Source organism: Actinoallomurus sp. NPDC050550 (genome assembly GCF_040655075.1).
Lineage (GTDB): Bacteria > Actinomycetota > Actinomycetes > Streptosporangiales > Streptosporangiaceae > Actinoallomurus.
In genome coordinates, this window is the sequence record NZ_JBFAJC010000018.1 from 96,610 (window position 1) to 119,601 (window position 22,992).

A 22,992-nucleotide genomic window follows, 5' to 3' on the forward strand; every position below is an offset into this window, starting at 1 on the left:
CGGCCGCGATGACCACGACGACAATCCGCGCACCCGAACGCCTGCACGCCCTGCGGCTGTGGGCCGCCGCCGGTGCGGTCGTCGCCCTCGCCGCGCTCCTGGCGCTGTCGCTCACCCTTGCGCGGCCCGGCCTCCCTGCCGCCGTGGCGGGCTACCCGTCCTGGAAGCTCGGCTACACCCATCCGGCCTGGTACGTGGACTGGATCCTCGGTGACACCACCGAGGCGACGCTGGCCAAGTCCGCTCTCGGCGGCCTGTTCATGATCGCGGGTGCGGCCTTCGCGCACCTGGCTCGCCGGGCCCGATACACAGGGTTCACACAGGCATGCGGCACCGGGCTGTGGCCCTGGGTCGCGGTCAGCGGAGGCCTGGGAGTGGTGGCGAGCAACCTGCTGTGGGGGTGGACGCTGTCGACGCCGGACAGCTGGCAGCCGACGTTCGTACCGTTCGTGTCCGTGCCACCCGCGATCGTGATCCTGTATGGGGAGGGCTGGCTCGTCGCCGTGACCGGGGCCGCGCTGGGGGCCACGCTCGTCACGCCCATCGCCCTGCTGCTGGTGAACCAGGTGTGCGTCCCGCTCGGCCTGTCACCGGTGGTGGGAAGCGTGCTCGCCATGTCCCTCGGCGGCGTCATCGCCTGCTCGATCTGCCGGAGGCTGCCCTGGATGCCCCGCCTGCGGACGCCCGCTGAGTCGGTGCCATCGGGTCAGGTCCGCCACACCGTCTCCTGGGTCCCGCGCCGGATTCTCGCGGACTTCACCGAGGCCCATTTCTACGGCAACGAGTGGGCCGGAGCCGGGCTCCTGCTCGGCTGTGTGCTGCACTTCCTGCTGAATCCCGCCGCGCCCGCCTACGGCAGCGGCCTGCTGCCGCAGCTTCTCGTCTCCCAAGTCCTGACGGCGGCCTGCGGGGTGATGCTCTGGCGTGGCCGCTGGACGGCCCACGGCTGGTATCCGACCTTCGTCCCGGTCGTGTCGGTCGCCCCGGCCACCGTCCTGGCCTTCGGTGGAACGATCCCCGCGATCATCTCCGGAGCGCTGCTCGGCGCGATCACCGGACCGCCACTCGCGGCGGCGCTGGCACGCCGGCTGCCGCGACACCTTCCGCCGATGGTCGCCTACACCGCCACCATGGCCCTGTGCACGGCCACGATCATCCCGCTGCTCGGCCTGTTCCCCGGCCTCCGGCACTCATGAACCTCGCCCACTGAGAGGAAGTCTCCTTGTCCTCGTCCCTCGCGAACTCGGGCCACTTCGCCGGCCGGTCGCTCAGCGACCTCGCCTCGGACCTACGGCGGCGACGGACCACGGCGGTCGACCTCGTGCGGCACGCGCTGGACGCCATCACCCGCCTCGATCCGGTCGTCAACGCCTTCGTGACCGTGGCCGCCGACGAGTCACTGACGGCGGCCCGGCAGGCGGACCGTGAACTCACCGACGGCGTCGACCGGGGTCCGCTGCACGGAATACCGGTCGCGGTCAAGGACCTCATCATGGTCGCGGGCCGGCCCGTGAGCATGGGTTCACGGCACTATGCCGGCCACGTGGCCGGCACCGACGCGGCCTGTGTCCGGCTCCTCCGAGAGGCGGGCGCGATCGTGGTCGGCCAGACCACCACCCACGAATTCGCCTACGGCCCCACCGGGGACCGCTCGGCCAACGGCCCCTCCCGCAACCCGTACGATCCCGCGCGGATGACCGGCGGCTCCAGCGGCGGAAGCGCCGCCGCCGTGGCAGCGGGAATGGTCCCCCTCGCCGTCGGTACGGACACCGGTGGCTCCGTACGGATCCCCGCGGCTCTGTGCGGGATCGCGGGATTCAAGCCCGCGTACGGCGTGATCCCAACCGATGGTGTCTTCCCGCTGTCCGCGACGCTGGACCACGTCGGTCTGCTCGCCGCGAGCGCACACGACTGCCGAATCGCCTACCGGGCACTGCTCCCGGAGCGGACACCACCGGTGGGCCGCGCGCCCCGTGTCGGCCGGCTCGACACCCGCCCCCTGTTCCCCGTCGACGCCCGCGTCCTGCACTCGGCGCGTACGGCGCTGGAATCCTCGATGGGTAAGGATGTGCTCCGCATCCCACCCGGAGTCGCCGAAGAGCTGCGTGAGGCGTTCATCGCCATCCAGAGCGGCGAGGCCGCCGCCGTACACGCCGACCGCCTGGCCGAGCGACCCGACCTGTTCGACCCCGAAGTCCTCGAACGCCTCCGATCAGCCGCCACCGTGCCCGCCTGGAAGTACGTCTGGGCGCTACGGGCACGACCCCGGCTCGCCGACGCCGTCGACGCGCTGTTCGAACGCCATGACGTCCTCACGCTGCCCACCGTGCCGCTCACCGCACCGCTCATCGATCAGCGGAACACCCGGCTGGACGACAGGCAGGTGCGCGTACGCGACGCCCTGCTCGCCCTGACCAGCCCATGGAACGTGCTGGGCCTACCCGCGCTCACCATCCCGGCCGGGACGGTCGACGGACTGCCCACTGGGCTGCAACTCATCTGCCGGACCGGCCAGGAAGAACTGCTCTTCGAAACGGCCGCGCTCACCGTTGGAGAACCACATGTCCACTGATCACGAGATCCTGGAACTCCCCGGCTTCGCGCTGGAGAACGGAGGCACGCTGCAGCCGGCCCGGCTCGCCTACCAGACATACGGCCGGCTGAACTCCAGTAAGACCAACGCCGTCCTGTTCCCCATCTGGTTCGCCGGCGACCACCACTCCAACGAATGGCTCATCGGCGAGGACCGGGCACTGGACCCGCGCGAGTACTTCATCATCGTGCCGAACCTGTTCGGCAACGGGGTGTCGTCTTCCCCTTCCAACACCCCACCGCCGCACGGTGCCGCCGACTTCCCCGCGATCACCATCCGCGACAACGTCCGGGCCCAGCACGTTCTGGTCACCGCGCACTTCGGCATCGAACGGCTCGCGCTCGTCCTCGGGTGTTCCATGGGCGCCCTGCAGACCTATCAATGGGCGGTCGGCCATCCCGAGATGGTCGCCCGTGCACTGCCGTTCTGCGGGGCACCGGAGACCTCCCCGCACAACGTCGTGTTCCTCGAAAGCCTGCGGGCGGCTCTCACCCTGGACGCCGCCTACCAGGGCGGACGCTACACCGCGCCACCGCTGGCGGGGATCAGGGCGTTCTCCCGTGTATACGCCGGTTGGGGCTTCTCCCAGGCCTTCTACTGGGAGGAGACCTACCGGCAACTCGGCTTCCCAACCCTGCAGGACTTCCTGACCGGATTCTGGGAGGCCAACTTCATCGACCAGGACGCCAACGATCTGCTGGCGATGCTGTGGACATGGCAGCACGCCGATGTCTCCGCCACACCCGGAATGGAAGGCGACATCAAACGCGCCCTCGGCTCCATCACGGCGAAGACCCTCGCCCTCCCCGCGGAAAAGGACCTGTACTTCCCGCCCGAAGACGAGATCCGCGCCGCACAGTACATCCCCGGCGGCGAGGCCCGGGTGATTCCCGGAATCTGGGGCCACCTGACCGGCGGAGGAGCCGACCCCACCGGCGCCGCCTTCATCGATGCCGCTGTCCGCGACCTTCTCGCCACAGAGGTCGCCGACGCGAAGTAGTCATCGCCCGGATGCCCCACGGCCCGATCCGGCCGTGGGGCATCCGGGGTCAGCCGAAGTCATACGGCGTGAGGCTCGTGGAGTTCACCGCCGCGTACGTGCGGCGCGCGAGGTCACTCCGGGTGAGTGGGCATGTTGCCGTTGCCGCGCCCTTCGGTGAAGACGTCGGTCTCCGGGTTCTTGGGCTGGCGGTTCATCAGGACGATCTGCAGGATGAACGACGCGCCGCCCACCGCCATGAAGATGACGCCCAGAGCGGGCAGGTCGATGCCGCTGATGTGCGCCTTGATGGCCCACTTAAAGATCGCACCGATGGTGATCAGGAAGATGCTGACGCCGAACCCCACCGTGCCTCCGACCCAGGCCGATCCGCCAAACCCAACTACGAGTAAACACCCGTGCGCTGCGACGCACCACCCTATCGACCCCGCCGATCAGCCGACGACCTCACGAGTACCGGGATCCGTACTCTTCGACGAGATCTCGGATCTCTGGGAGTTCTCGGAACGGGCGCAGACAGGTGAGGACAGTGTGGGAGCGCCGGGCGGTGCGTTCGCTCGGCATGTTCGCCGACAGCTCCAGCATGCGGCGAGTGGTATGCGCGGCCTCTTCGGGCTCGTTCGCGTCCGCCAGGGCCACTGCGAGCCAGGACAGGTAGAGCGCGAGCTCCCGTGTATGGGTGCTGTCGTACCTGCCAAGAACCTCGGTCAGGATGGGCACCGCTCGCAATGGACGCCGCAGCTCCACGTAGACACGGGCTTCCATGATCCGAAGCTCGCTCTCGTCGACCCAGTAGAGATACGCAGGCTCATCTTCAGAGCCGCCCCGGGCGAGGGCTTCAGACGCCTCCCCGAGTGCCCGGATCGCCGATGAGGTCTGATCGGTCTTCGCGTACGTCCAGGCGAGACGATCCCAAAAGAGCGCTTTCGCTCGAGGCGGCGCGTCATCACCTGCCTCGCCGAGTGCTGCGGAGGCGAGAACCGTCCCGGTCTCGCGGCTCCCCGCGTTGGTCTCGTGGTAGGCGAGAGAACCGACCAGATTGGCCGCCAAGGCGCGGTCACCGGCCTCACGTGCGGCGCTGATGCCCAGCCGATAGACCTCCTGGGCATGCTGATCTCGCCCCGCGTCGCTGGCGATCCAACCGGTGATCTGCGCGAGTTCGCCGATGGCAGAGAGAAGTGACTGGCCGACTTTCTCTGTAAAGCCGGCCTCCCGGTGCAGGGTCAGCGCCATGTCGAGTTCACGCATGGCCAGGCCGATCAGATCTCCGCCGGCCAGTACGTCGTCGGCGAGACGTAGCCGATGAATTCGAGTGAACAGGTCGGCGACCGTGTCGCGGCCGATGCGTCGTCCGGCGGCGTCGCGGAATCGGCCGAACGGGGTGTCATCCTGCGCGGCCGATTCCGCTGCGATCTCCGTATCCGGGTGACGTCCTGCCGACCGATCGCTGCCACCGAGGTAGGCCCTGCGCTCTAGCTCATCTAATGACACTCCCAGAACCTCGGCGAGGTACGGCAGCCAGAACCTCGGCGTACGTTCCCCTCGCTCGTACCGGCTGATCTCGTGCCGGGTGACCGTAGGGCATCCGGAGAGTTCGCAGAGGATCTCGGCGAGACGTCGCTGGCTCTTGCCCGCCTCTCGACGGAGGTGCGCTAGATATGCACCGAATTCTTCGCTATTGCCACTTCGCATCGATCCTCCCTTTTCGCAAAACGCCCACCGGTCCCCTCTATGGCCCCCTCTCGGGCTCCCCTTCACGCCGCGAGATCGAGGTGTTATAGGGACCGATAGCGACGCATCTAAAACGAATCGTAGAGCGTTAGCGGGAGGAAGTCTCCATGACCGCTGCACCGGCAGATCCATCTCGAGGGGCCGCCCGCCAAGAGCGGGCGATCAGGACGCACCTAGACGAGCTCCGAGCGGCTCTGACGGGTCGCGGTCTGACGGTGCGGGTCGGGACGAGCGCGCTGATGGCCTGGAATCCCGCTGCGTCGGCGACCGGCGACCCGCGCGGGCAGGCGATGAACCCCGGCCTGTCGCAGTACGTCGCGATCGCATCAGACGACGGATCGCTCAACTGGTACTGGTGCTGGACCGGCCCTGCCCGCGACGCGCCGCTGGAGAGCGAGTACATGTGCCCGGCTGAGGAGATCGATCGGGCCGCCGACCTGATCGCCCGGGTCCTGCACGTCGAGGACACTGACAAGGATCGGCCGTGACCGGCCCGTGGGTCGCCGGAGCGGCGGTGCCGTCGCCACGGCCGCGATCCGAGTTGTCCGATACGCGGGTCGATCAGCCATTAGCCCGCTCGTACGAGGTGGACGCGACGATGTGGCTCGCGCGGTTGCGGGCCGAGTTCCCCCGCTGGGGCTTCCTCTTCGATCCGTGGAGATGGATCTGGATAGCCGTACGGGGACGGCACCAGATTGAGGTCGCGCGGACGGCGATCGAACTGCGCGACGTTCTCCACGGCCGACATCCCCGTTGAGCACCGTGATGGTCACGTACCGAAAGCTCGGTAATGCGGTCGTCTGACGTGTTCCATGCGGCGATTGTCCGGTTTGGCCTCGCTGATACCGAGTCTTTCGTACCGCCCCGGAGCGGCGAGGTCCCGCCGCTGCGGGCAGGCGGCGGGACCTCGGTGAGCACTTGTCAGGTGGTCTGGGTCAGAAGGCCTCTTCGGGGAGGTCCATCAGGTCGCCCGTGGTGGCCTCGGTGATGGCGCGCTCGGCGGCGATCTTCGGCAGTTGGGTCGCGCAGAAGAACTGCGCGGCGGCGATCTTGCCGGTGTAGAAGGCGCGGTCGGCGTCGGAGACCTCGCCGCCCAGCCTGGCCAGCGCGATCTCGGCCTGGCGGCAGAGCAGCCAGGCGATGACGACGTCGCCGAGGGCCATGAGGAGGCGGGTCGTGTTGAGGCCGGCCTTGTAGATCTCCTCCGGACGCTCCATGGAGCCGAGCGCCCAGCCGATCATCGGGTTGAGGATGCCCTGGGCGTCTTCGAGGGCCTTGCCGAGCAGGGCCCGCTCGTTCTTGAGCCGGCCGTTGCCCGCGTCGCTCTCGACGAACTCCTTGATCTGCCCGGCGAGGTGCTGCAGCGCCTCGCCGTTGTCCCGAAGGATCTTGCGGAAGAAGAAGTCCATGCCCTGGATCGCCGTGGTGCCCTCGTACAGCGAGTCGATCTTGGCGTCCCGGATGTACTGCTCGATCGGGTAGTCCTGGAGGAAGCCGGAGCCACCGAGGGTCTGCAGCGACTGGGTCAGCACCTCGTACGCCCGCTCGGAACCGACGCCCTTGACGATGGGCAGGAGCAGGTCGTTGACCTTCTCGGCGAGCTCGTCCGGCTCTCCGGCGGCCTCGGCCAGCTGGACCTTGTCCTGGTAGCTGGCGGTGTAGAGGACGAGCGCCCGCATGCCTTCGGCGTAGGCCTTCTGCAACATGAGGAGGCGGCGTACGTCGGGGTGGTGGGTGATGGTGACGCGCGGGGCTGCCTTGTCGGCCGTCTTGGTGAGGTCCGCGCCCTGCACGCGCTCCTTGGCGTACTCCAGCGCGTTGAGGTAGCCGGTGGACAGCGTCGAGATCGCCTTCGTGCCGACCATCATGCGGGCCTGCTCGATGATCATGAACATCTGCTTGATGCCCTCGTGGACGTCGCCCACGAGGTAGCCGACGGCCGGGTGCTTCTCGCCGAAGGTGAGCTCGCAGGTCGTGGAGACCTTCAGGCCCATCTTCTTCTCGACGTTGGTGACGTAGGCGCCGTTGCGCTCGTGGAGTTCACCGGTCTCGGTGTCGACGAGGTACTTCGGCACGATGAACATCGACAGGCCCTTGGTGCCGGGTCCGGCGCCCTCGGGGCGGGCCAGCACGTAGTGCAGGATGTTGTCGGCCATGTCGTGCTCGGCGCTGGTGATGAAGCGCTTGACGCCCTCGATGTGCCAGGTGCCGTCGGGCTGCTGGATCGCCTTCGTACGGCCGGCGCCGACGTCGGAGCCCGCGTCGGGCTCGGTCAGCACCATGGTGGAGCCCCAGTGCTTCTCGATCGCGATCTGGGCGAGCTTCTTCTGCTCTGGGGTGCCGATCTTCCACAGGAGCCAGGCGAAGCTCGGGCCGCTGGAGAACATCCAGATGGCCGGGTTCGCGCCGAGGATGAGCTCGGCGACGGCCCAGTGCAGGCTGCGCGGAGCGTTCATGCCGCCGAGGTCGGTCGGCAGCTCCAGGCGCCACCACTCGGCGTCGTTGAAGTAGGCCCGGAAGGACTTCTTGAAGCTCTCCGGCATCGTGACCGCGTTGGTCTCGGGGTCGAACACGGGCGGGTGGCGGTCGGCGTCCTCGAACGACTCCGCGAGCACCCCGATGGCGAGGCGGTTGACCTCGTCCAGGACGCTGCGCGCGGTGGCCTCGTCGACCTCGCCGAACGGTCCGGTTCCCAGGATCTCCTGACGGCCGAGGACCTCGAAGAGGTTGAACTCGATGTCACGCAGGTTGCTCTTGTAGTGGCCCATGAACACCCCGTTGCTCTCGGGCGGGCGGGTCGCACCCGATTACGTACCAGTCAGTAACACGATGATGTTACCCGCCAGTAGCCGGACAGACAAACTCTGTCCCGAAAAATGGTCGTTTCTATAGGAACGGGCGGTAGCAACTGCGGGATGTCTCCAAGTGACGGCGGCTCGGAGACACCCGGGTGATCGTCGGACCAGGACAGCGGCACCATCCGCCGTGGTCCCGCCCCCTCCGCGACCTCACGGGCCGGAAGGAGAAGGCCATGGTCACGGAAGCGCACGCCGGCAAGCTCCGGCGCGAGGTCGGCCTCATCGGCCTGACGTTCTTCTCTCTCGGCTCCATCATCGGATCCGGCTGGCTCTTCGGCGCGATGAACGCCGCCAAGCACGCCGGACCGGCCGCAGTGCTCGCCTGGCCGCTGGCCGGCGTCATGCTGCTGACGCTCGCGCTCATCCACGCCGAGCTCGGCGGCATGTACCCGATGGCGGGTGCGACCGTACGGTTCTCGCACTACGCCTTCGGCGGCTTCGGCGGCTTCACCATCGGCTGGGCGAGCTGGATCTACTCGATGGCCATCGCGCCGATCGAGGTACAGGCGTCGCTGACGTACGCCTCCGCCATCGAGCCCCTGCACTGGCTCACCCACAAGGTGCACGGCACGGCGGTCGTCACCTTCCCGGCCGGATACATCGTCGCCGCCCTGCTGATGCTGCTGTTCACGATCATCAACGCGTTCGGGGTCAAGGTCTTCGCGACGGCGAACACCTACTCCGTCTGGTGGAAGATCGCCATCCCGCTGCTCACCGTCGTCACCTTCCTCTTCTTCCTCCACCCGGAGAACTTCACCGCGCAGGGCGGCTTCTTCCCGAGCTCGACCAACGGCATCAAGGGCATGTTCCTCGCCCTGCCGCTGGGAGTGATCTTCGCCGAGCTCGGCTTCGAGTCGGCCGTCGAGATGGCCGGTGAGGCGCGCAATCCGCGCCGTGACGTGTGGCGCGCCGTCATCTACTCGACGCTCATCGGCATCGCCATCTACACGCTGCTGCAGGTGGCATTCCTCGGCGCGCTCCAGCCCGGGGACATCGCGCACGGCTGGCCGAATCTCAGCTTCACCCACGACATCGGCCCGTACGCGGGTCTGGCCACCGTGCTCGGCCTGACCTGGCTCGTCGTCCTGCTGTACGCCGACGCGTTCATCTCACCGACCGGCACCGGGCTCATCTACACCGGCACCCAGGCACGTCTGCTGTACGGCATGGGCCGCGAGCGGTACATCCCCGACCGGTTCGCTTTCGTGAACACCCGCGGCGTGCCCATCTACGGCATCATCTTCGGCTGGATCATGGGGGTGATCCTGTTCCTGCCGTTCCCGGGCTGGGAGACGCTGGTCTCGTTCATCACCTCGGCGGCCGTGCTGATGTACACGGCGACTCCGCTGGCCATGGCGCACCTGCGCCGGGCCGATCCGCACCGGGACCGGCCGTTCCGGCTGCCGTGCGCGTCGTTCCTGAACCCGCTCGGCTTCGTCTTCGCCACGCTGCTGCTCTACTGGGCGAGCTGGCAGACGGTGTGGCGGCTGCTCGCCGCCGTGGTCGCCGGCTTCGTGCTGCTGACCATCTCGTACTACAGCCGGCCGGCGGCGGAACGGCCCAACCTGGAGATGCGGCACTCGGTCTGGATCTGGCCGTACCTCGTCGGCATGGGGATCATCTCCTACTACGGGGCGTTCCCGGGCGAGGGCGGGCTGTTCAGGTCGCACGAGGTGCTGCCCTTCGGATGGGACTTCCTGGTCGTCGCGGCCTTCGCGCTGGTGATCTACTACTTCGCGCTGGTGACGGCCCTGCCGTACGAGCGTGTCCAGGAGCACGTCGCGAGGGACGACTTCGAGCTCGCGGTGGAACCGGCCGCGCGTGCGGCGTGACGGCCCGGCGGCGTCGCGTGATTTGAAGTGGCGGGCGCGATCCGTTGATGATCTTATGCCCGGGTGTTCATGATGACCTTCCTGCGGGAGTTCCAGTATGGCCCGACGGCGACGACGAACCCGACCGGGCCTGGCTCGTCCAAGAGGCGCTCGAGGACTGACCGCGCAGCGCGGGACATCGAGATCGCAGCACAGCGCCGCGTCCGGCGGGGCCATGTCCCCGACACCAGCGGAGCCATGTCGCGACATACGTAACATTCGCCGCAAAGTGGTGATCAGAAACGCCTACGATGACGGTCTGTGCCCGATTCCCTCGCTTCCGTCGCCGCCTGGCTCGGCGGGCGGCGTCCCCGCCTGACCAGAGCCGAACAGCGACTCTGGGACGCCTACCCGACAGGGACACTCGTCTCGCTGGGTGACGAACGGCCACCGACCAGCGGCTCCCCGGGCCGTACGATCCGGGCCGAGGTGATCTCCGCGCTTCTCCTGGGAGCGTGCGAGCCGAAGCCGGGGCACGTGCCCGCCGTACGCCTCCGCGGGGCACGGATCAACGGGATGTTGAACGTCTCCGGCGGAGAGGTCGGCTGCGAACTCCGGCTGGAACGCTGCCTCCTGGAGAAGGCGCCGGACTTCTCCAACGCGCGTGCCCGGCAGATGCGCCTCAACGCCTGCCGCCTGCCCGGCTTCGACGGCGGCGGGCTGCAGACGGAGGGCTATCTGAGCCTGTCCGAGTCGCTCATCGAGGGCGAAGTGCGGCTGATGCGCGCGTCTCTGTCCGGCGGCTTCCGCATGAACGACGTGCGGCTGAGCAACCCCGGCGGCCATGCCCTGTCCGCCGGCGGTCTCACGGTCGACGCGGGCGCGTTCATCCGCAACTCCGACATCACCGGCGGAATGCGTCTCACCGGCGCCCGCATGACCGGTGGATTCTTCCTGTACGGGACGACCCTGCGCGACCAGGACTGTGTCCTCGACGGCGACAACATGATCGTCCAGGACCGCATGGAGTGCAGCGCGGGCTTCACCGCCGAGGGCCCGGTACGCCTGCGCGGCGCGCGGATCGACGGCACGCTCTCGTTCGACCAGGGCGCGCTCCGCGCGCCCGACCGGCGTGCGCTTCACCTCAGCCACGCCAACGTCAAGGAACTGATCCTCATCCCCCGCGAGCCGATCCAGGGAGAGGTCACGCTCGGGTACTCGCGCATCGACGTGATCCTGGACCGGCCCGACGTCTGGCCGGAGCGACTGCGGCTCAACGGACTCGTGTACGAGACGCTGCGCGGCGAACCCGAGGAGGGCCAGCGGCTCGACTGGATCTCCCGCGACCCGCACGGGTTCCGCCCGCAGCCGTACGAACAGCTCGCCTCCTGGCTGCGCCGGATCGGCCGGGACGACCTCGCCCGCAAGTGCCAGCTGGCCAAGCAGCGGGCCCGGCGACGGCAGCTCGGCCGGATCAGCCGGGCCTGGAGCGTCCTGCTCGACTGGACGGTCGGGTACGGCTACCGGCCCTGGATCGCCGCGGTGTGGCTGATCGTGCTCGTCGCCGTCGGCACCGTGGTCTTCAGCGTCGACCACCCGCGTACGATCAAGCAGCCGGACGAGCGGCCGCACTTTCACGCGCTGATCTACACCCTCGACCTGATGCTGCCCATCGAGACGTTCGGGCAGCGCAGCGCGTGGGACCCGATCGGCTGGTCCCGCTGGCTGGCCTGGACCCTCACCGGCACCGGCTGGATCCTGGCCACCGCCCTGATCTCCGGCGTCGCCCGGGTACTGCGCCCCTCCTGATGGCGGCGGTCGCCGAGCGAGCTCACGTCGGCGCGCCCAGTTCGCGCAATTCGACGGTCGTCAGTGTCACGCCTGGTGCGGCGAGGACGACGTGCACGGTCTTGGCGCGTTCGGCATAGGTCACCCAACGCACGGTGACGAGTTGGTCGACGATGGAAAGCCCACGCCCGTTCTCGATCAACTGCCCGCCGGCGTTCGAGGCGGGCAGGGGCCGGTGGTCGGGGTCGGTGACCGCGATGCGGACCCAACGATCACAGGCCGCCACCTCGAGACGCAGCGGCCATGCGTCGTCCGGCCAGCCGCCCAGCGCGGCGGTGGCGACGATGGCGTTGGTGACGATCTCGCTGGTGACCAGACCGACTTCGTAGGCGTCGAATGACAACCCGAAGACGCTGGCGACGGCGAACTCACGGGCCTTGGCGGCGTACTCCGGCCGAGCGCGAAGCGCCACCCAGGACGGTCGGTACGTGCGCGTGGTCGCGGACCGGACGCGCGTCTCGATGGGGGATTCTGTGCGACCGGCGATGGCCGCAGGGTCGGGTGTCACAGGGAAATCACTCCCCGCAGGGGATGGAGCGTGATGCTGCAATGACATCATCACTCTCTGTATCTGATTGGATACAGAGGATGCTGCTCTGGCTCAGAGCATGAACGCAATGACTTCGAGCATGGCTGACCACATTCGGTCATCGATTGATTGCCCTGAGTCATTATCAAGAGACTTGGCTTCATGCCTGAACCGCACAGTCCCACCGTCCGTGGACGTAAGCTCGCGAGTGAGCTCCGCCGCCTCCGTGAGCGCGCCGACTTGACCACCGAGGAGGCCGCCGCCCAGCTCGGCCAGGGCTGGAGCCGCTTCAAGGTGGCATACATCGAACGCGCCAGAACGAAGCCGACCACCCAGGCCATCACCGCGATGCTCGACCTGTACGGCGTGGACAGCGCCACCCGCGCCGCGCTCATGGAACTCGCCAAGAACGCCTGGCGACGCGGCTGGTGGACGGACTACTCGGATGTGTTCAACGGCTCATATGTGGCGCTCGAAGATGACGCCACCCGGATCGACGAGTGGGGCCCGCAGACCCTTCCCGGCCTACTGCAGACCGATGAGTATGCCCGCGAGATCATCCGTGCGGGACGGCGCGGAGACGAGGCGAACATTCAACGGCGCGTTCAGGCCCGCATGGCACGTAAGGCGCTGCTCAGCCGGAAAGATCCCCCGGCTCCGGTCCTGAGGGCAGTCCTGGATGAGGCCGCGATGAGGCGCCCGATCGGCGGCCATGAGGTGATGCGGGCGCAGCTGCACGCGTTGCTCGACGCGGGCCGTCGACCGAACGTCACCGTTCAGGTCCTCCCCCTCGATGTAGGAACGCACGCCGGTCTCGACGGGCCGTTCATCATCCTTGGCTTTCCTGAGGAGATCGCGCCCGATGTGGCCTATGTCGGAACACGGATCGGTGACGCATATGCCGAAAGCGTGGAGACTGTCCGGAGCCTTAAGGTGGGCTTCGAAGACTTGCAAGCAGCGGCGTTGTCTCCGGAAGGGTCGGCGGAGCTCATCGCCGCCATCGCCAAGGAGTAGTGCAAGCTCATGACGCCCCCGGAGATGGATCTGTCATGCGTCGCATGGCGCAAGAGCTTCCGTAGTGGTGACGCGAGCAACTGTGTCGAGGTGGTCGCCATCGAGTTGTCCAGCGACCGTAAGTAGCTCACCCGGGGAGCAGCCCCCGGCAGTCACGCAGGGGCCACACTGTTAAGAATGGGCACGTGGGAACGTACCTGATCACTGGGGCCACGGGCGGCATCGGCGGAGCGGTCGCCGATCTGCTTTACGACGCCGGGCACGCGTTGATCCTCGTCGGACGGTCGGCCGAGCGGCTGGCCGAGACCGCCGCGCGGCTCACCGCGGGATCCGGACCGACGACGGCGCAGGACGCTTCGGCCGGACCCGAACCGACGACCGGCCCGCTCACCGTCAACGGATCCGACCCGGTGACGGCCGCGCAGGCCGTCTCGGAGGCCGGCGGCCGGGTCCGTACGACCGCGCTCGATCTGTCGGAGCCGCTCAGGTTGGAGGCCTCGCTCGCGGACGTCGACGTGCCGCCGCTGGACGGACTGGTCCACAGCGCGGGCGCGGTCGAACTGGGCACCGTCGCCGAGTCTCAACCCGATGCGTGGATCGAGCAACTGCTGGTCAACGCGGCGGCCCCCGCGGAGCTGACGCGGCTGCTGCTGCCAGCGCTGCGCGCCGCGCGTGGCCACGTCGTCTTCGTCAACTCCGGGGCGGGACTGCGCGCCAACCCCGGCTGGGGCGCGTACGCGGCGAGCAAGCACGCGCTGAAGGCCCTGGCCGACTCGCTGCGGGCGGAGGAGCCGGAGATCCGGGTGACGTCGGTGTATCCGGGGCGTACGGCGAGTGGGATGCAGCGCAAGGTCCGCGCCCAGGAGGGCGGCGAGTACGACCCGGCGGCGTACATCTCGCCCCGGACGGTCGCGAGGGTCATCGTGAACGCGCTGATGACCCCGCGCGACGCCACCGTGACCGACGTCAGCCTGCGCGGCTGACGTCGGTCACGGGCACACGCGGCGGTAGAAGTCAGCGGTCCGGTAGTAGTTGGACGCGCGCAGCAGCGCCTCCCGGGCACCCGTTCCGCCTGGACTAACCAGCGCGGCAGAGCTCCTGCTCGGCGATGGAGAGCGTCTGCCGACGCAGCGAGGGCTGCAGAGAGTCAGTGTTCATGAGCAGCGCGACCCGGCGATGGCCGAGTTGCATCACGCTGGAGGTGTACCCGTCGATGCCTCCCAAAGAGCCGTAGGCCGTTCCACACGGAGCCGAGACGATCACCAGGCCGAGGCCGTAGCTGATGCCGGGCATGCCGGCACCGGCGAAGAACGCATCGGCTCCTGGCGTGGGCCGCTTCATCTCTGTGAGCAGGTGCTGCGAGAAGAGTCCCCCGCCGAGCAGCGCTCCAAGAAACCGGTCGACGTTGTCGCCTGTCGACACCATCGCCGCCGCCGCCCCGGCCGCGCTGGCGCTTGTCCGGGTGGTCACGTCGAGTGCGGGACCGGAACGAGGAGGCAGAGGAGCGGCGAAGACGTAGCCGCGTGCCTGCCGGGGTGCAACCGTGGTCGCGGTGGGGAAGGTCGTGCTGCTCAAGTGGAGGGTGTGGATCAGACGCGTCTGCACTTCGTCCTGGATCGCGTGACCGGTGACCTGATGAACGATCTCGCCGAGGGCGATGTAGTTGGTGCTCGAGTAGCGGAATCCGGTCCCGGGCGGGAAGTAGGGCGAATGCTCCACGCCCAAGGCGATGAGCTGCGCGGGAGTGTAGGTGGCGCCGGGGTCGAAGCGAGGATTATCCGAGTAGTCGAAGAGTCCGCTGGTGTGGTTGAGCAGTTCCCGCACGGTGATCTGGTCGGCGTGCGGTACCGGTTCAGGTAGGAGCCCCGCGATCGGCTGGTCGAGTGCGAGTCGGTGCTCCGTGACCAGCTGCAATACCACCGTGGCGACGAAGGTCTTGGTTATGGAGGCGATCCTGAACTGGTCGTTGGGTCGCATCGCCCGGTGCGCGGGGATGTCCGCGAGGCCCGCAGCCATCCGCCGCACCGGCTGCCCGTCGTGGCTCGTGACCGCGGCTACGCCGGGAAGGCCGTCGACATTGACGAGATTCTGGATCTCTGCCCGCAACCAGGCATCGCGGGACGTCCCACCCATCGCGCGCGCTGGCGACGAGGTGGCAACTCCGATCAGCGCAGCGCTGACCAGAGCGACACAACACTTCAACCACATGAGCGGTCTCCTTCATGACCAGGCATGACCGCCAGCATCGCCACCGCACAGCCGGCTGTCTTGGAGAAATGTTCCGCTCTGGTGGTCAGTGCCGCGAGTATCGGCACCAGTCGTCGGAAGCGGCTTGTGACGCACGGCCGCGACGGCACGCTCGTCCCCCGGGCGGGTCAACGGCGGCGCGGGCGTGGCGCATTACCGGCGTGACGGCTCCAGCGGCAGGTCAGGCGCGCTGCCTGGTCAGGCGAGCGGCGAGGACGCCACCGATCAGCCCGAACAGGTGGGCCTGCCAGGAGATGCCCGGCTGCCCGGGCAGCACGCCGAAGATCATCGTGCCGTACACCAGGGCGATGGCGACGCCGAGGAGGATGTCCAGCACCCGGCGTTCGAAGAAGCCGCGGGCCAGCAGGTAGCCGAAGTAGCCGAAGATCAGCCCGCTCGCGCCGACGGTCACGGCGTTCGAGGAGGACAGGAACCACACGCCCAGGCCGCTCACCACGATGGTGATCACGCTGACGGCGATGAAGCGGCTCAGGCCGCGCAGCGCTGTCAGGAACCCGAAGATCGCCAGTGGTACCGAGTTGGCCGTGATGTGGTCGAGGTTGGCGTGCAGGAACGGCGCCGTGAAGATGTGCCACAGCGCGTGCACGTTGTGCGGCTGGATGCCGTACTGCCGCGTGAGGTCGCCGCCGTAGTTGACCACCTCCAGCGCCCAGCAGACGCCGAGCAGCGCCACGGTGATGAACACCGCGCCGAGCGCGCGGGAGGCATGGTCAACGAGTCCGCCCTCGGGGGAGCGCACGGTGGTGGGGAGATCCGCCATAGTGCAACGGTACGTCGTGGTCCGTCGGCGTGTAATAAGGATTCGGAGCGCTCTCCGGATCCGTTCCCGGACGGGTGCCGCCGGGCGGCGCGGATCAGCGCCGTCGGGCGGCGTCGGTGGCGTGGCTCAGTGCCAGGCGGGGGCGACGGGCAGCGGCTTCAGGCGCAGGTAGCGGCGCTCGTCGGGGGTCGTACCGCCCCAGACTCCGACCGACTCGCCGGCGCGGAGGGCCCAGGCCAGGCAGTCGGACACCACGGGGCAGTTCGCGCATACGCGCTTGGCGTCGGACACCTGCTCCAGCGCCGGCCCGCTCGCGCTCACCGGGAAGAAGAGCTCGGGGTCGACACCCTGGCACGCCGCGAGGTCCGTCCAGTGCTCGATCATTAAGATGCCTCCAGGTCGAACAAGGCCGCGAGGGTCTCGGGGCGCGTTTCGGCGCGTCTCCGGACCGGCAGCAGCCGATCGATGATCTGCCGGAGCGAGGTCTCCACGACCCCGAGGTGCTCGTCCGCGAGCGAGGGAACGCGACGGGCGAGCCGGGCGAGTTCGTCCGCGACCAGCTCCTGACAGTGGCGGTCCAGGAGCCGGCTGGGAGCATCCGTCATCGGGGGTGCGGTCACGCCGCCTCCTGAGCGCGCTATGACGAATCGTAGTACTACCAACTGTAGTACTACGAGTAGTCGTGTCAATTCTCACTAAAATCTCGTCCGTGACCTCTGACGTGACCTTCCGCACCGCCATCAAGGACGACGTCCCCGCGATCGTCGCGCTCCTCGCAGACGACGCGATCGGCGCCGGCCGCGAGGGCGACATCGACGCTTACTGGACAGCCTTCGCCGCCATCGACGCCGACCCGCGCAACCACCTGATCGTGGCCGACATCGACGGCGAGGTCGCCGGCACGTTGCAGCTCACGTTCATCCCGGGGCTCAGCAGAAAGGGCACCGAACGCGCCCAGATCGAGGCGGTCCGCGTGAGCAGTGCCCACCGGGGCCGCGGCCTCGGCCACCAGATGATCGAGTGGGCGATCGGCGAGGCCCGGCGGCGCGGCTGCGGCCTCGTCCAGCTGACCTCCGACAAGCGGCGCGCTGACGCCATCCGCTTCTATGAATCCCTAGACTTCGAAGCGACCCACGAGGGGATGAAACTGCCCCTGTAAACCGCGATCGACGACCGCGCGTCCTGAGTGAGATCACGCACGTGAACGCACCCAGCGCTTAGCCGCGCGTTTACCCGGGTGTTGGTTTCATGTTCGGTCACTCCGGTAGGACGAAGGGATCCCCACAGCGATGGTCGTACTCGCCGCGTCGGCACGTCTCGACGCAGACGATGTCCTGTGGATCCGCTGGGCCGAACCACCGGCCGACGCCGCGACGCTCACGCTCCGGCGGGAGGACGCCACGCACACGGTGTCCCTCGACGGCGACGCGGCGGACCTGTCGGGCCTGGACCTGGCCGAGGGCACCTGGTCGGTGCACGCGGCCGGTACCCAGGTCATGACGACCGATCCGGGCTTCTCCCTCGACGGCCTTATCGAGTACGCGCGCCGGTCCCGTGGCCGCGCGCTGAAGACCTTCCGCGCCACTTCCGGCGGGCTCCGCGTCGACGTCCGCCCGGCCGAGCCGCACGCTGAGGTCACCGCCGTCCACCCGGGTGAGGAGAAGCTGACGTTCGAGGGGTTCCTCGCCTACGGCGCGACGCTCACCGACGCGCGGATCGTCGCCACCCGGCGTAAGACCGGGGACACCGTCACCGGCGAGGTGACCATCACCGGCGACCGCTGGGAGGCCGAGCTACCGAACTCCCCCTTCGCGGTGGAGACCGAACGCGGCTTCTGGGACCTCGAACTCGGCGGGCTCACCGTCGCCACCTGGGTCGACGACATCCCGCAGAAGAAGAACAAGGTGCGGTTCCCGGCCCAGCACGTCGCGCGTGACGCCGACCGCGTACGCGTACGGGCGTACTACACCGACAAGGACCACCTCGCGATCGCCACCACGGTCGTCGCGAACGCGGAGGCGTCGACATGAAGATCTCGATCCTCATCATGAACGCCTACGGCATGGGCGGCACCGTCCGTGCCACGTTCAACCTCGCCGATGAGCTGGCCCTACGGCACGACGTCGAGGTCGTCAGCGTCTTCCGGCACCGCAACCGGCCGTTCCTGCCGCACTCGGACAAGGTGCGGCTCACCCACCTGGTCGACCTGCGGCCCGCGGCGAAGAAGTGGTGGCGGTTCGGGTTCGCGTCCCGGCTGGAGAAGCCGAGCACGCTGTTCCACCCCGAAGAGCGCGCGTACAGCAACTTCAACGCCGAGAGCGACCGCGCGCTCAAGAAGTACCTCGCCGAGATGCAGACCGACATCCTGGTCACCACCCGGGCGGGGCTCAACATCGCCGCCGCGCAGCTCGCGCGCGACGGCGTCATCCTGGTCGGCCAGGAGCACCTCCACTTCGGCGCGCACAAGCCGGGGATCCTCGAGGACATCCGCACCTGGTATCCCAAGCTCGACGCGGTCATCACGCTGACCGACGCCGACCACACCGAGTACCAGCAGATGCTCGACGGCCACCCGACCCGGGTGTACGCCATCGGCAACGGGCTGCCCGACACGCCGCGCCCGCAGTCCCGGCTGGAGAACCGCGTCGTCCTTGCCGCCGGCCGGCTGGTCAAGGTGAAGGGGTACGACCGGCTGCTCGACGCGTTCGCCAAGGTCGTCGAGAAGCGCCCGGACTGGAAGCTGCGCATCTACGGCGACGGCACCCACGGCGACAGGCTGAGCAAGCGGGCGCGCTCCCTCGGCCTGCACAACAACGTGGCCTTCATGGGGTCGACCAGCGACGTCGAGGGCGAGCTGGCCAAGGCCTCCATCCACGTCATCACCTCCCGCTTCGAGGGCTTCGGGATGACGATCGTGGAGGCGTTCGCGGCCGGGGTGCCGGTGGTGTCGTTCGACTGCCCGCAGGGCCCCCGGGAGATCATCACGTCCGGTCAGGACGGCATCCTCGTGCCGGATGGCGACATCGACGCGTTCGCCGATGCCCTGCTGTCGCTCATGGACGACCCCGACGAGATGCGGCGGCTCGCCGAGAACGGCAAGGAGACGGCGCTCCGCTACCGGATCTCCGAGGTCGCCGACCGCTGGGACGAGGCGTTCGCGGACCTGCGACGGCGGTAGGCCAAGCAGGCTTCGCGGAGCAGAGAGGGCCGGGAGGCTTCGCGGACCTGCGACGGCGGTAGCCCGAGTCCGCGTGCGAAGTAGTCCATTCCTCGGTCAAGAGCGTTCCCCTTTTTCGTCGTGACGCGCTCACCGCCGCCACGACCCGCTGAATCATCGGCGTCATCATCGGCGAGAAACCAAGGGGAAACGCCATGGTCGACAACGAACTCTTCGGCGGAATCGAACCCGCGTGGCGCGTGACGGTCGCCGCCGAGCTGTACCGGATCGAGGAGCACTGCTCGCACTCGGCACGCGCCCAGGCCGAGACGGTGAAGATCTGGCGCGTCCTGAACCTGTGGCTCGGGTCGACCGCCGTCCTGGCCGCCGGGGTGTCCGGCAGCCTCGTCCTGGCCGGTAACCGCTTCCCTCTCGTCGCGGGAGGGCTGGCGCTGGCCGCCGCCCTGCTCGCCACGGTCGTCAGTATGGTCGCCCCCGGCCGTAAGGAGAACCAGGCGGCCGAGGCCGCCAAGGCGTACCGGTCGGTCGAGACGGCCGCGCGGCAGTCCCGCGAGGTCGACCTGCCCGGCCACGCCTTCATGCAGGCCCGGCAGGTCCTCGACGAGCTGACCGGCCGCTGGCACGCGGTCATCCGCAACGCCCCGCCCGCGCCCGCGTGGGCCCAGCACCGCGCCGAGCGCAAGCGGTACGTCGAGCGGGCCGAGGAGGTCATGACCGAGCGCATGAGCGACATCGTCCGCGTCTTCCAGACCCCGCACCGGGCGGCCGACCAGCCCGCCTGAGTTCAGCCGTGTGGTCGAACGGCACCGCCGTAAAACGGATTCTTTTCCACGTTTCCGCTGGTCGATCCGGCGATTCGTGAAAGGCCGTCGAACGGCGAATCGAATCGTTGACGGTCTCAACACGCCGGTGTGAGCGTCGTCCTTGATCGGCAGTCTGGGTGCCCACCCTCCCGGAAGCGCTGCCGAGAGAGGAGTCCGTCAATGCGCAGGAATCCGGTCGGCGCGTTCACGGCCGCGCTGGCTGCCGCGATCATGGTCCTGGCGAGTCTCGCCGGCCAGGTCGCCACCGGCGGCGCGGCCTCCGCCGCGGAGTCGTACACCTGGAAGAACGTCCAGATCGGCGGCGGCGGGTTCGTCCCCAGCATCGTCTTCAACCAGTCGCAGGCGAACCTCGTCTACGCCCGCACCGACATCGGCGGCGTGTACCGCTGGAACCAGAGCACGAGCTCCTGGACCCCGCTGCTCGACTCCATCGGCTTCACCAACTGGGGATGGATGGGGGCCGCGAGCCTGGCCACCGACCCGGTCGACCCGAACCGCGTGTACGTCGCCGCCGGCATGTACACCAACAGCTGGGATCCGAACAACGGCGCCATCCTGCGGTCCACGAACAAGGGCGACAGCTGGACCGCCACGTCGCTGCCGTTCAAGCTGGGCGGCAACATGCCCGGCCGCGGCATGGGCGAGCGCCTGGCCATCGACCCGAACAAGGACAGCGTCCTCTACCTCGGCGCGCCGAGCGGCAACGGCCTGTGGAGGAGCACCGACTACGGCGCCACCTGGGCGAAGGTCACGTCCTTCCCGAACCCCGGGACGTACAAGCAGGACCCGAGCGACTCCTCCGGCTACCTCAGCGACAACCAGGGCGTCGTGTGGGTAACGTTCGACAAGCGCAGCGGCAGCTCGGGCAACGCCACCAAGACCATCTACGTCGGCGTCGCCGACCCGCAGAACACCGTCTACAGCAGCACCGACGGCGGCTCCACCTGGCAGCGCGTCGCCGGCCAGCCGACCGGCTACATGGCGCACAAGGGCGTGCTTGACACGACCAACGGCTACCTGTACATCGCCACCAGCGACAAGGGCGGCCCGTACGACGGGTCCAAGGGCCAGGTGTGGCGGTACAACACCGCGACCGGCGCGTGGACCGAGATCAGCCCGATCCCGGCGTCGAGCTCCGACAACTACTACGGCTACAGCGGGCTCACCGTCGACCGGCAGCACCCCGGCACCCTCATGGTCACCGGCTACAGCTCCTGGTGGCCGGACACGCTGATCTGGCGCAGCACCGACAGCGGCGCGACCTGGACCCGCGCCTGGGACTGGAACGGCTACCCGAGCCGTACGTTCCGCTACACGCTGGACGTGTCCTCGGTGCCGTGGCTGACGTTCGGCGCGAACCCGCAGCCGCCCGAGGTCACGCCCAAGCTCGGCTGGATGACCGAGGCACTCGAGATCGACCCGTTCAACTCCGCGCGCATGATGTACGGGACCGGCGCCACGATCTTCGGCACAACCGATCTGACCGACTGGGACGCCGGGAAGCAGATCTCCATCAAGCCGACGGTCAAGGGCTTGGAGGAGACCGCTGCCCTGGACCTGATCAGCCCACCGTCCGGCGACGCGCACCTGCTGTCGGCCCTCGGTGACGTCGGCGGGTTCCGGCACACCAACCTCGACGCGATCCCGTCGATGATGTACACCCAGCCCACCCTGACCTCCACGACGAGCCTCGACTACGCCGAGACCAACCCCGGCTGGATGGTCCGCGTCGGCGACATCGACAAGTCCGCCAACCCGAGCGTCAACCGGATCGCCTTCTCCACCGACGGCGGCGCGAACTGGTGGCAGGGCAACGAGCCGCCCGGCGTGACCAACGGCGGCACCGTCGCCGCGGCGGCCGACGGCAGCCGGTTCGTGTGGAGCCCCGACGGCACGGGCGTGTACTACGCGGTCGGCTTCGGCAACTCCTGGACCGCCTCGTCCGGCATCCCGTCCGGCGCGCGGGTGGGCTCCGACCGGGTCAACCCGAAGAAGTTCTACGGCTTCTCCGGCGGACGGTTCTACGTGAGTACGGACGGCGGCGCGACCTTCACCGCGACCGCCGCGTCCGGCCTGCCGTCCTCCGGCAACGTACGGTTCAAGGCGGTCGCCGGGCACGAGGGCGACATCTGGCTGGCCGGCGGCTCCGGCTCGACGTACGGCCTGTGGCACTCGACCGACTCGGGCGCGACGTTCACCAAGCTGTCGAGCGTCCAGGAGGCCGACAACGTCGGCTTCGGCATGGCCGCGTCGGGGAAGACCTACCCGGCGCTGTACGCCATCGCCAAGGTCGGCGGCGTGCGCGGCATCTTCCGGTCCGACGACTCCGGGGCCACCTGGGTGCGCATCAACGACGATGCCCACCAGTGGGGCAACATCGGCGCCGCCATCACCGGCGACCCCCGCGTCTACGGCCGCGTCTACGTGGGCACCAACGGCCGCGGCGTCATCTACGGCGACCGTACGAGCTGATCGCCGGTGGTACCGGGGCGCACGGCAGTCCCCTGTCAGGCACCCCGGTACCACGCTGAATGAAGGCCGGCTTACTAGCAGAGACTCCCCTTGCAGGTGCCGCTGT

23 protein-coding genes are annotated in these 22,992 nt (G+C 68.5%); 15 read left to right on the plus strand and 8 right to left on the minus strand.

Features of this window, described 5'->3' with window-relative positions; translation table 11 throughout:
- Positions 1-8: 8 nt before the first annotated feature.
- Genes AB0I04_RS24745 through AB0I04_RS24755 form a run of 3 tightly spaced genes read left to right on the plus strand, consistent with a single transcriptional unit; the run spans position 9 to position 3,593 of the window.
- Positions 9-1,196: a hypothetical protein gene (locus tag AB0I04_RS24745; RefSeq protein ID WP_360888661.1), complete on the plus strand. Its 1,188-nt coding sequence runs from the start codon at positions 9-11 to the stop codon at positions 1,194-1,196.
- A gap of 26 nt (positions 1,197-1,222) precedes the next feature.
- Positions 1,223-2,572, plus strand: coding sequence for an amidase (locus AB0I04_RS24750; protein WP_360888664.1), 1,350 nt, complete (start codon positions 1,223-1,225; stop codon positions 2,570-2,572).
- Positions 2,562-3,593, plus strand: coding sequence for an alpha/beta fold hydrolase (locus AB0I04_RS24755; protein ID WP_360888667.1), 1,032 nt, complete (start codon positions 2,562-2,564; stop codon positions 3,591-3,593). The genes AB0I04_RS24750 and AB0I04_RS24755 overlap by 11 nt, the downstream gene beginning before the upstream one ends.
- 113 nt (positions 3,594-3,706) lie before the next feature.
- Here AB0I04_RS24755 and AB0I04_RS24760 read toward each other — a convergent pair whose 3' ends face one another.
- Both AB0I04_RS24760 and AB0I04_RS24765 read right to left on the minus strand, forming a co-directional pair.
- Positions 3,707-3,940 carry a DUF6458 family protein gene (locus AB0I04_RS24760; RefSeq protein ID WP_360888670.1) on the minus strand — a complete coding sequence of 78 codons (234 nt, stop codon included), beginning with the start codon at positions 3,938-3,940 and terminating at the stop codon, positions 3,707-3,709.
- 100 nt (positions 3,941-4,040) lie between these two features.
- Positions 4,041-5,351 (minus strand): helix-turn-helix domain-containing protein, encoded by a 1,311-nt coding sequence (locus AB0I04_RS24765; protein WP_360888672.1) that lies wholly within the window; start codon positions 5,349-5,351, stop codon positions 4,041-4,043.
- A gap of 212 nt (positions 5,352-5,563) precedes the next feature.
- Here AB0I04_RS24765 and AB0I04_RS24770 point away from each other — a divergent pair, with 212 nt between their 5' ends.
- Positions 5,564-5,812 (plus strand): hypothetical protein, encoded by a 249-nt coding sequence (locus AB0I04_RS24770; RefSeq protein WP_360888675.1) that lies wholly within the window; start codon positions 5,564-5,566, stop codon positions 5,810-5,812.
- A gap of 98 nt (positions 5,813-5,910) precedes the next feature.
- Positions 5,911-6,081, plus strand: a complete 171-nt coding sequence (locus AB0I04_RS24775; RefSeq protein ID WP_360888678.1) for a hypothetical protein — start codon at positions 5,911-5,913, stop codon at positions 6,079-6,081.
- A gap of 178 nt (positions 6,082-6,259) precedes the next feature.
- Here AB0I04_RS24775 and AB0I04_RS24780 read toward each other — a convergent pair whose 3' ends face one another.
- Complete coding sequence (locus AB0I04_RS24780) at positions 6,260-8,092, minus strand: acyl-CoA dehydrogenase (protein WP_360888681.1); 1,833 nt, start codon at positions 8,090-8,092, stop codon at positions 6,260-6,262.
- Positions 8,093-8,355: 263 nt separating this feature from the next.
- Here AB0I04_RS24780 and AB0I04_RS24785 point away from each other — a divergent pair, with 263 nt between their 5' ends.
- Positions 8,356-10,014: an APC family permease gene (locus AB0I04_RS24785; protein ID WP_360888684.1), complete on the plus strand. Its 1,659-nt coding sequence runs from the start codon at positions 8,356-8,358 to the stop codon at positions 10,012-10,014.
- Positions 10,015-10,314: 300 nt separating this feature from the next.
- Entirely contained in the window at positions 10,315-11,802 is a 1,488-nt protein-coding gene (locus tag AB0I04_RS24790) for a hypothetical protein (RefSeq protein WP_360888685.1), read from the plus strand.
- Positions 11,803-11,824: 22 nt separating this feature from the next.
- On the opposite strand, the gene AB0I04_RS24795 is transcribed toward AB0I04_RS24790, so the two are convergent.
- The gene (locus AB0I04_RS24795; RefSeq protein ID WP_360888687.1) at positions 11,825-12,349 is read right to left on the minus strand and encodes an ATP-binding protein; all 525 of its coding nucleotides are present in this window, start codon (positions 12,347-12,349) and stop codon (positions 11,825-11,827) included.
- Between the two features lie 183 nt (positions 12,350-12,532).
- On the opposite strand from AB0I04_RS24795, the gene AB0I04_RS24800 reads away from it, so the two are divergent.
- From AB0I04_RS24800 to AB0I04_RS24810, 3 genes are read left to right on the plus strand one after another with little or no spacing between them, the layout of a single operon-like run.
- Positions 12,533-13,384, plus strand: a complete 852-nt coding sequence (locus tag AB0I04_RS24800) for a helix-turn-helix transcriptional regulator (RefSeq protein ID WP_360888688.1) — start codon at positions 12,533-12,535, stop codon at positions 13,382-13,384.
- A 24-nt stretch (positions 13,385-13,408) separates the two neighbouring features.
- Positions 13,409-13,510, plus strand: a complete 102-nt coding sequence (locus tag AB0I04_RS24805) for a DUF397 domain-containing protein (protein WP_360888689.1) — start codon at positions 13,409-13,411, stop codon at positions 13,508-13,510.
- 59 nt (positions 13,511-13,569) lie between these two features.
- Entirely contained in the window at positions 13,570-14,367 is a 798-nt protein-coding gene (locus tag AB0I04_RS24810; protein ID WP_360888690.1) for an SDR family oxidoreductase, read from the plus strand.
- A 94-nt stretch (positions 14,368-14,461) separates the two neighbouring features.
- Here AB0I04_RS24810 and AB0I04_RS24815 read toward each other — a convergent pair whose 3' ends face one another.
- From AB0I04_RS24815 to AB0I04_RS24830, 4 genes are all read right to left on the minus strand, one after another.
- The gene (locus tag AB0I04_RS24815) at positions 14,462-15,490 is read right to left on the minus strand and encodes a serine hydrolase domain-containing protein (protein WP_360888692.1); all 1,029 of its coding nucleotides are present in this window, start codon (positions 15,488-15,490) and stop codon (positions 14,462-14,464) included.
- 322 nt (positions 15,491-15,812) lie between these two features.
- Positions 15,813-16,412 (minus strand): rhomboid family intramembrane serine protease, encoded by a 600-nt coding sequence (locus AB0I04_RS24820; RefSeq protein ID WP_360888695.1) that lies wholly within the window; start codon positions 16,410-16,412, stop codon positions 15,813-15,815.
- Between the two features lie 126 nt (positions 16,413-16,538).
- The gene (locus AB0I04_RS24825) at positions 16,539-16,796 is read right to left on the minus strand and encodes a WhiB family transcriptional regulator (protein ID WP_360888698.1); all 258 of its coding nucleotides are present in this window, start codon (positions 16,794-16,796) and stop codon (positions 16,539-16,541) included.
- On the minus strand, positions 16,796-17,032 hold the full coding sequence (locus tag AB0I04_RS24830; RefSeq protein ID WP_360888700.1) for a hypothetical protein: 237 nt from the start codon (positions 17,030-17,032) through the stop codon (positions 16,796-16,798). The genes AB0I04_RS24825 and AB0I04_RS24830 overlap by 1 nt, the downstream gene beginning before the upstream one ends.
- 89 nt (positions 17,033-17,121) lie before the next feature.
- Between AB0I04_RS24830 and AB0I04_RS24835 the strand changes: the two genes are divergently transcribed.
- The 5 genes from AB0I04_RS24835 to AB0I04_RS24855 all read left to right on the plus strand — a co-directional run bounded on the left by AB0I04_RS24835 (position 17,122) and on the right by AB0I04_RS24855 (position 22,886).
- Positions 17,122-17,571: a GNAT family N-acetyltransferase gene (locus AB0I04_RS24835; protein ID WP_360888703.1), complete on the plus strand. Its 450-nt coding sequence runs from the start codon at positions 17,122-17,124 to the stop codon at positions 17,569-17,571.
- 130 nt (positions 17,572-17,701) lie between these two features.
- On the plus strand, positions 17,702-18,442 hold the full coding sequence (locus AB0I04_RS24840) for a hypothetical protein (protein ID WP_360888706.1): 741 nt from the start codon (positions 17,702-17,704) through the stop codon (positions 18,440-18,442).
- Entirely contained in the window at positions 18,439-19,590 is a 1,152-nt protein-coding gene (locus AB0I04_RS24845) for a glycosyltransferase family 4 protein (RefSeq protein WP_360888708.1), read from the plus strand. Before AB0I04_RS24840 ends, AB0I04_RS24845 begins: the two co-directional genes overlap by 4 nt.
- Positions 19,591-19,784: 194 nt before the next feature.
- Positions 19,785-20,372 carry an SLATT domain-containing protein gene (locus tag AB0I04_RS24850; RefSeq protein WP_360888711.1) on the plus strand — a complete coding sequence of 196 codons (588 nt, stop codon included), beginning with the start codon at positions 19,785-19,787 and terminating at the stop codon, positions 20,370-20,372.
- A 252-nt stretch (positions 20,373-20,624) separates the two neighbouring features.
- Positions 20,625-22,886: a xyloglucanase gene (locus AB0I04_RS24855; RefSeq protein ID WP_360888966.1), complete on the plus strand. Its 2,262-nt coding sequence runs from the start codon at positions 20,625-20,627 to the stop codon at positions 22,884-22,886.
- Positions 22,887-22,992: the final 106 nt, after the last annotated feature.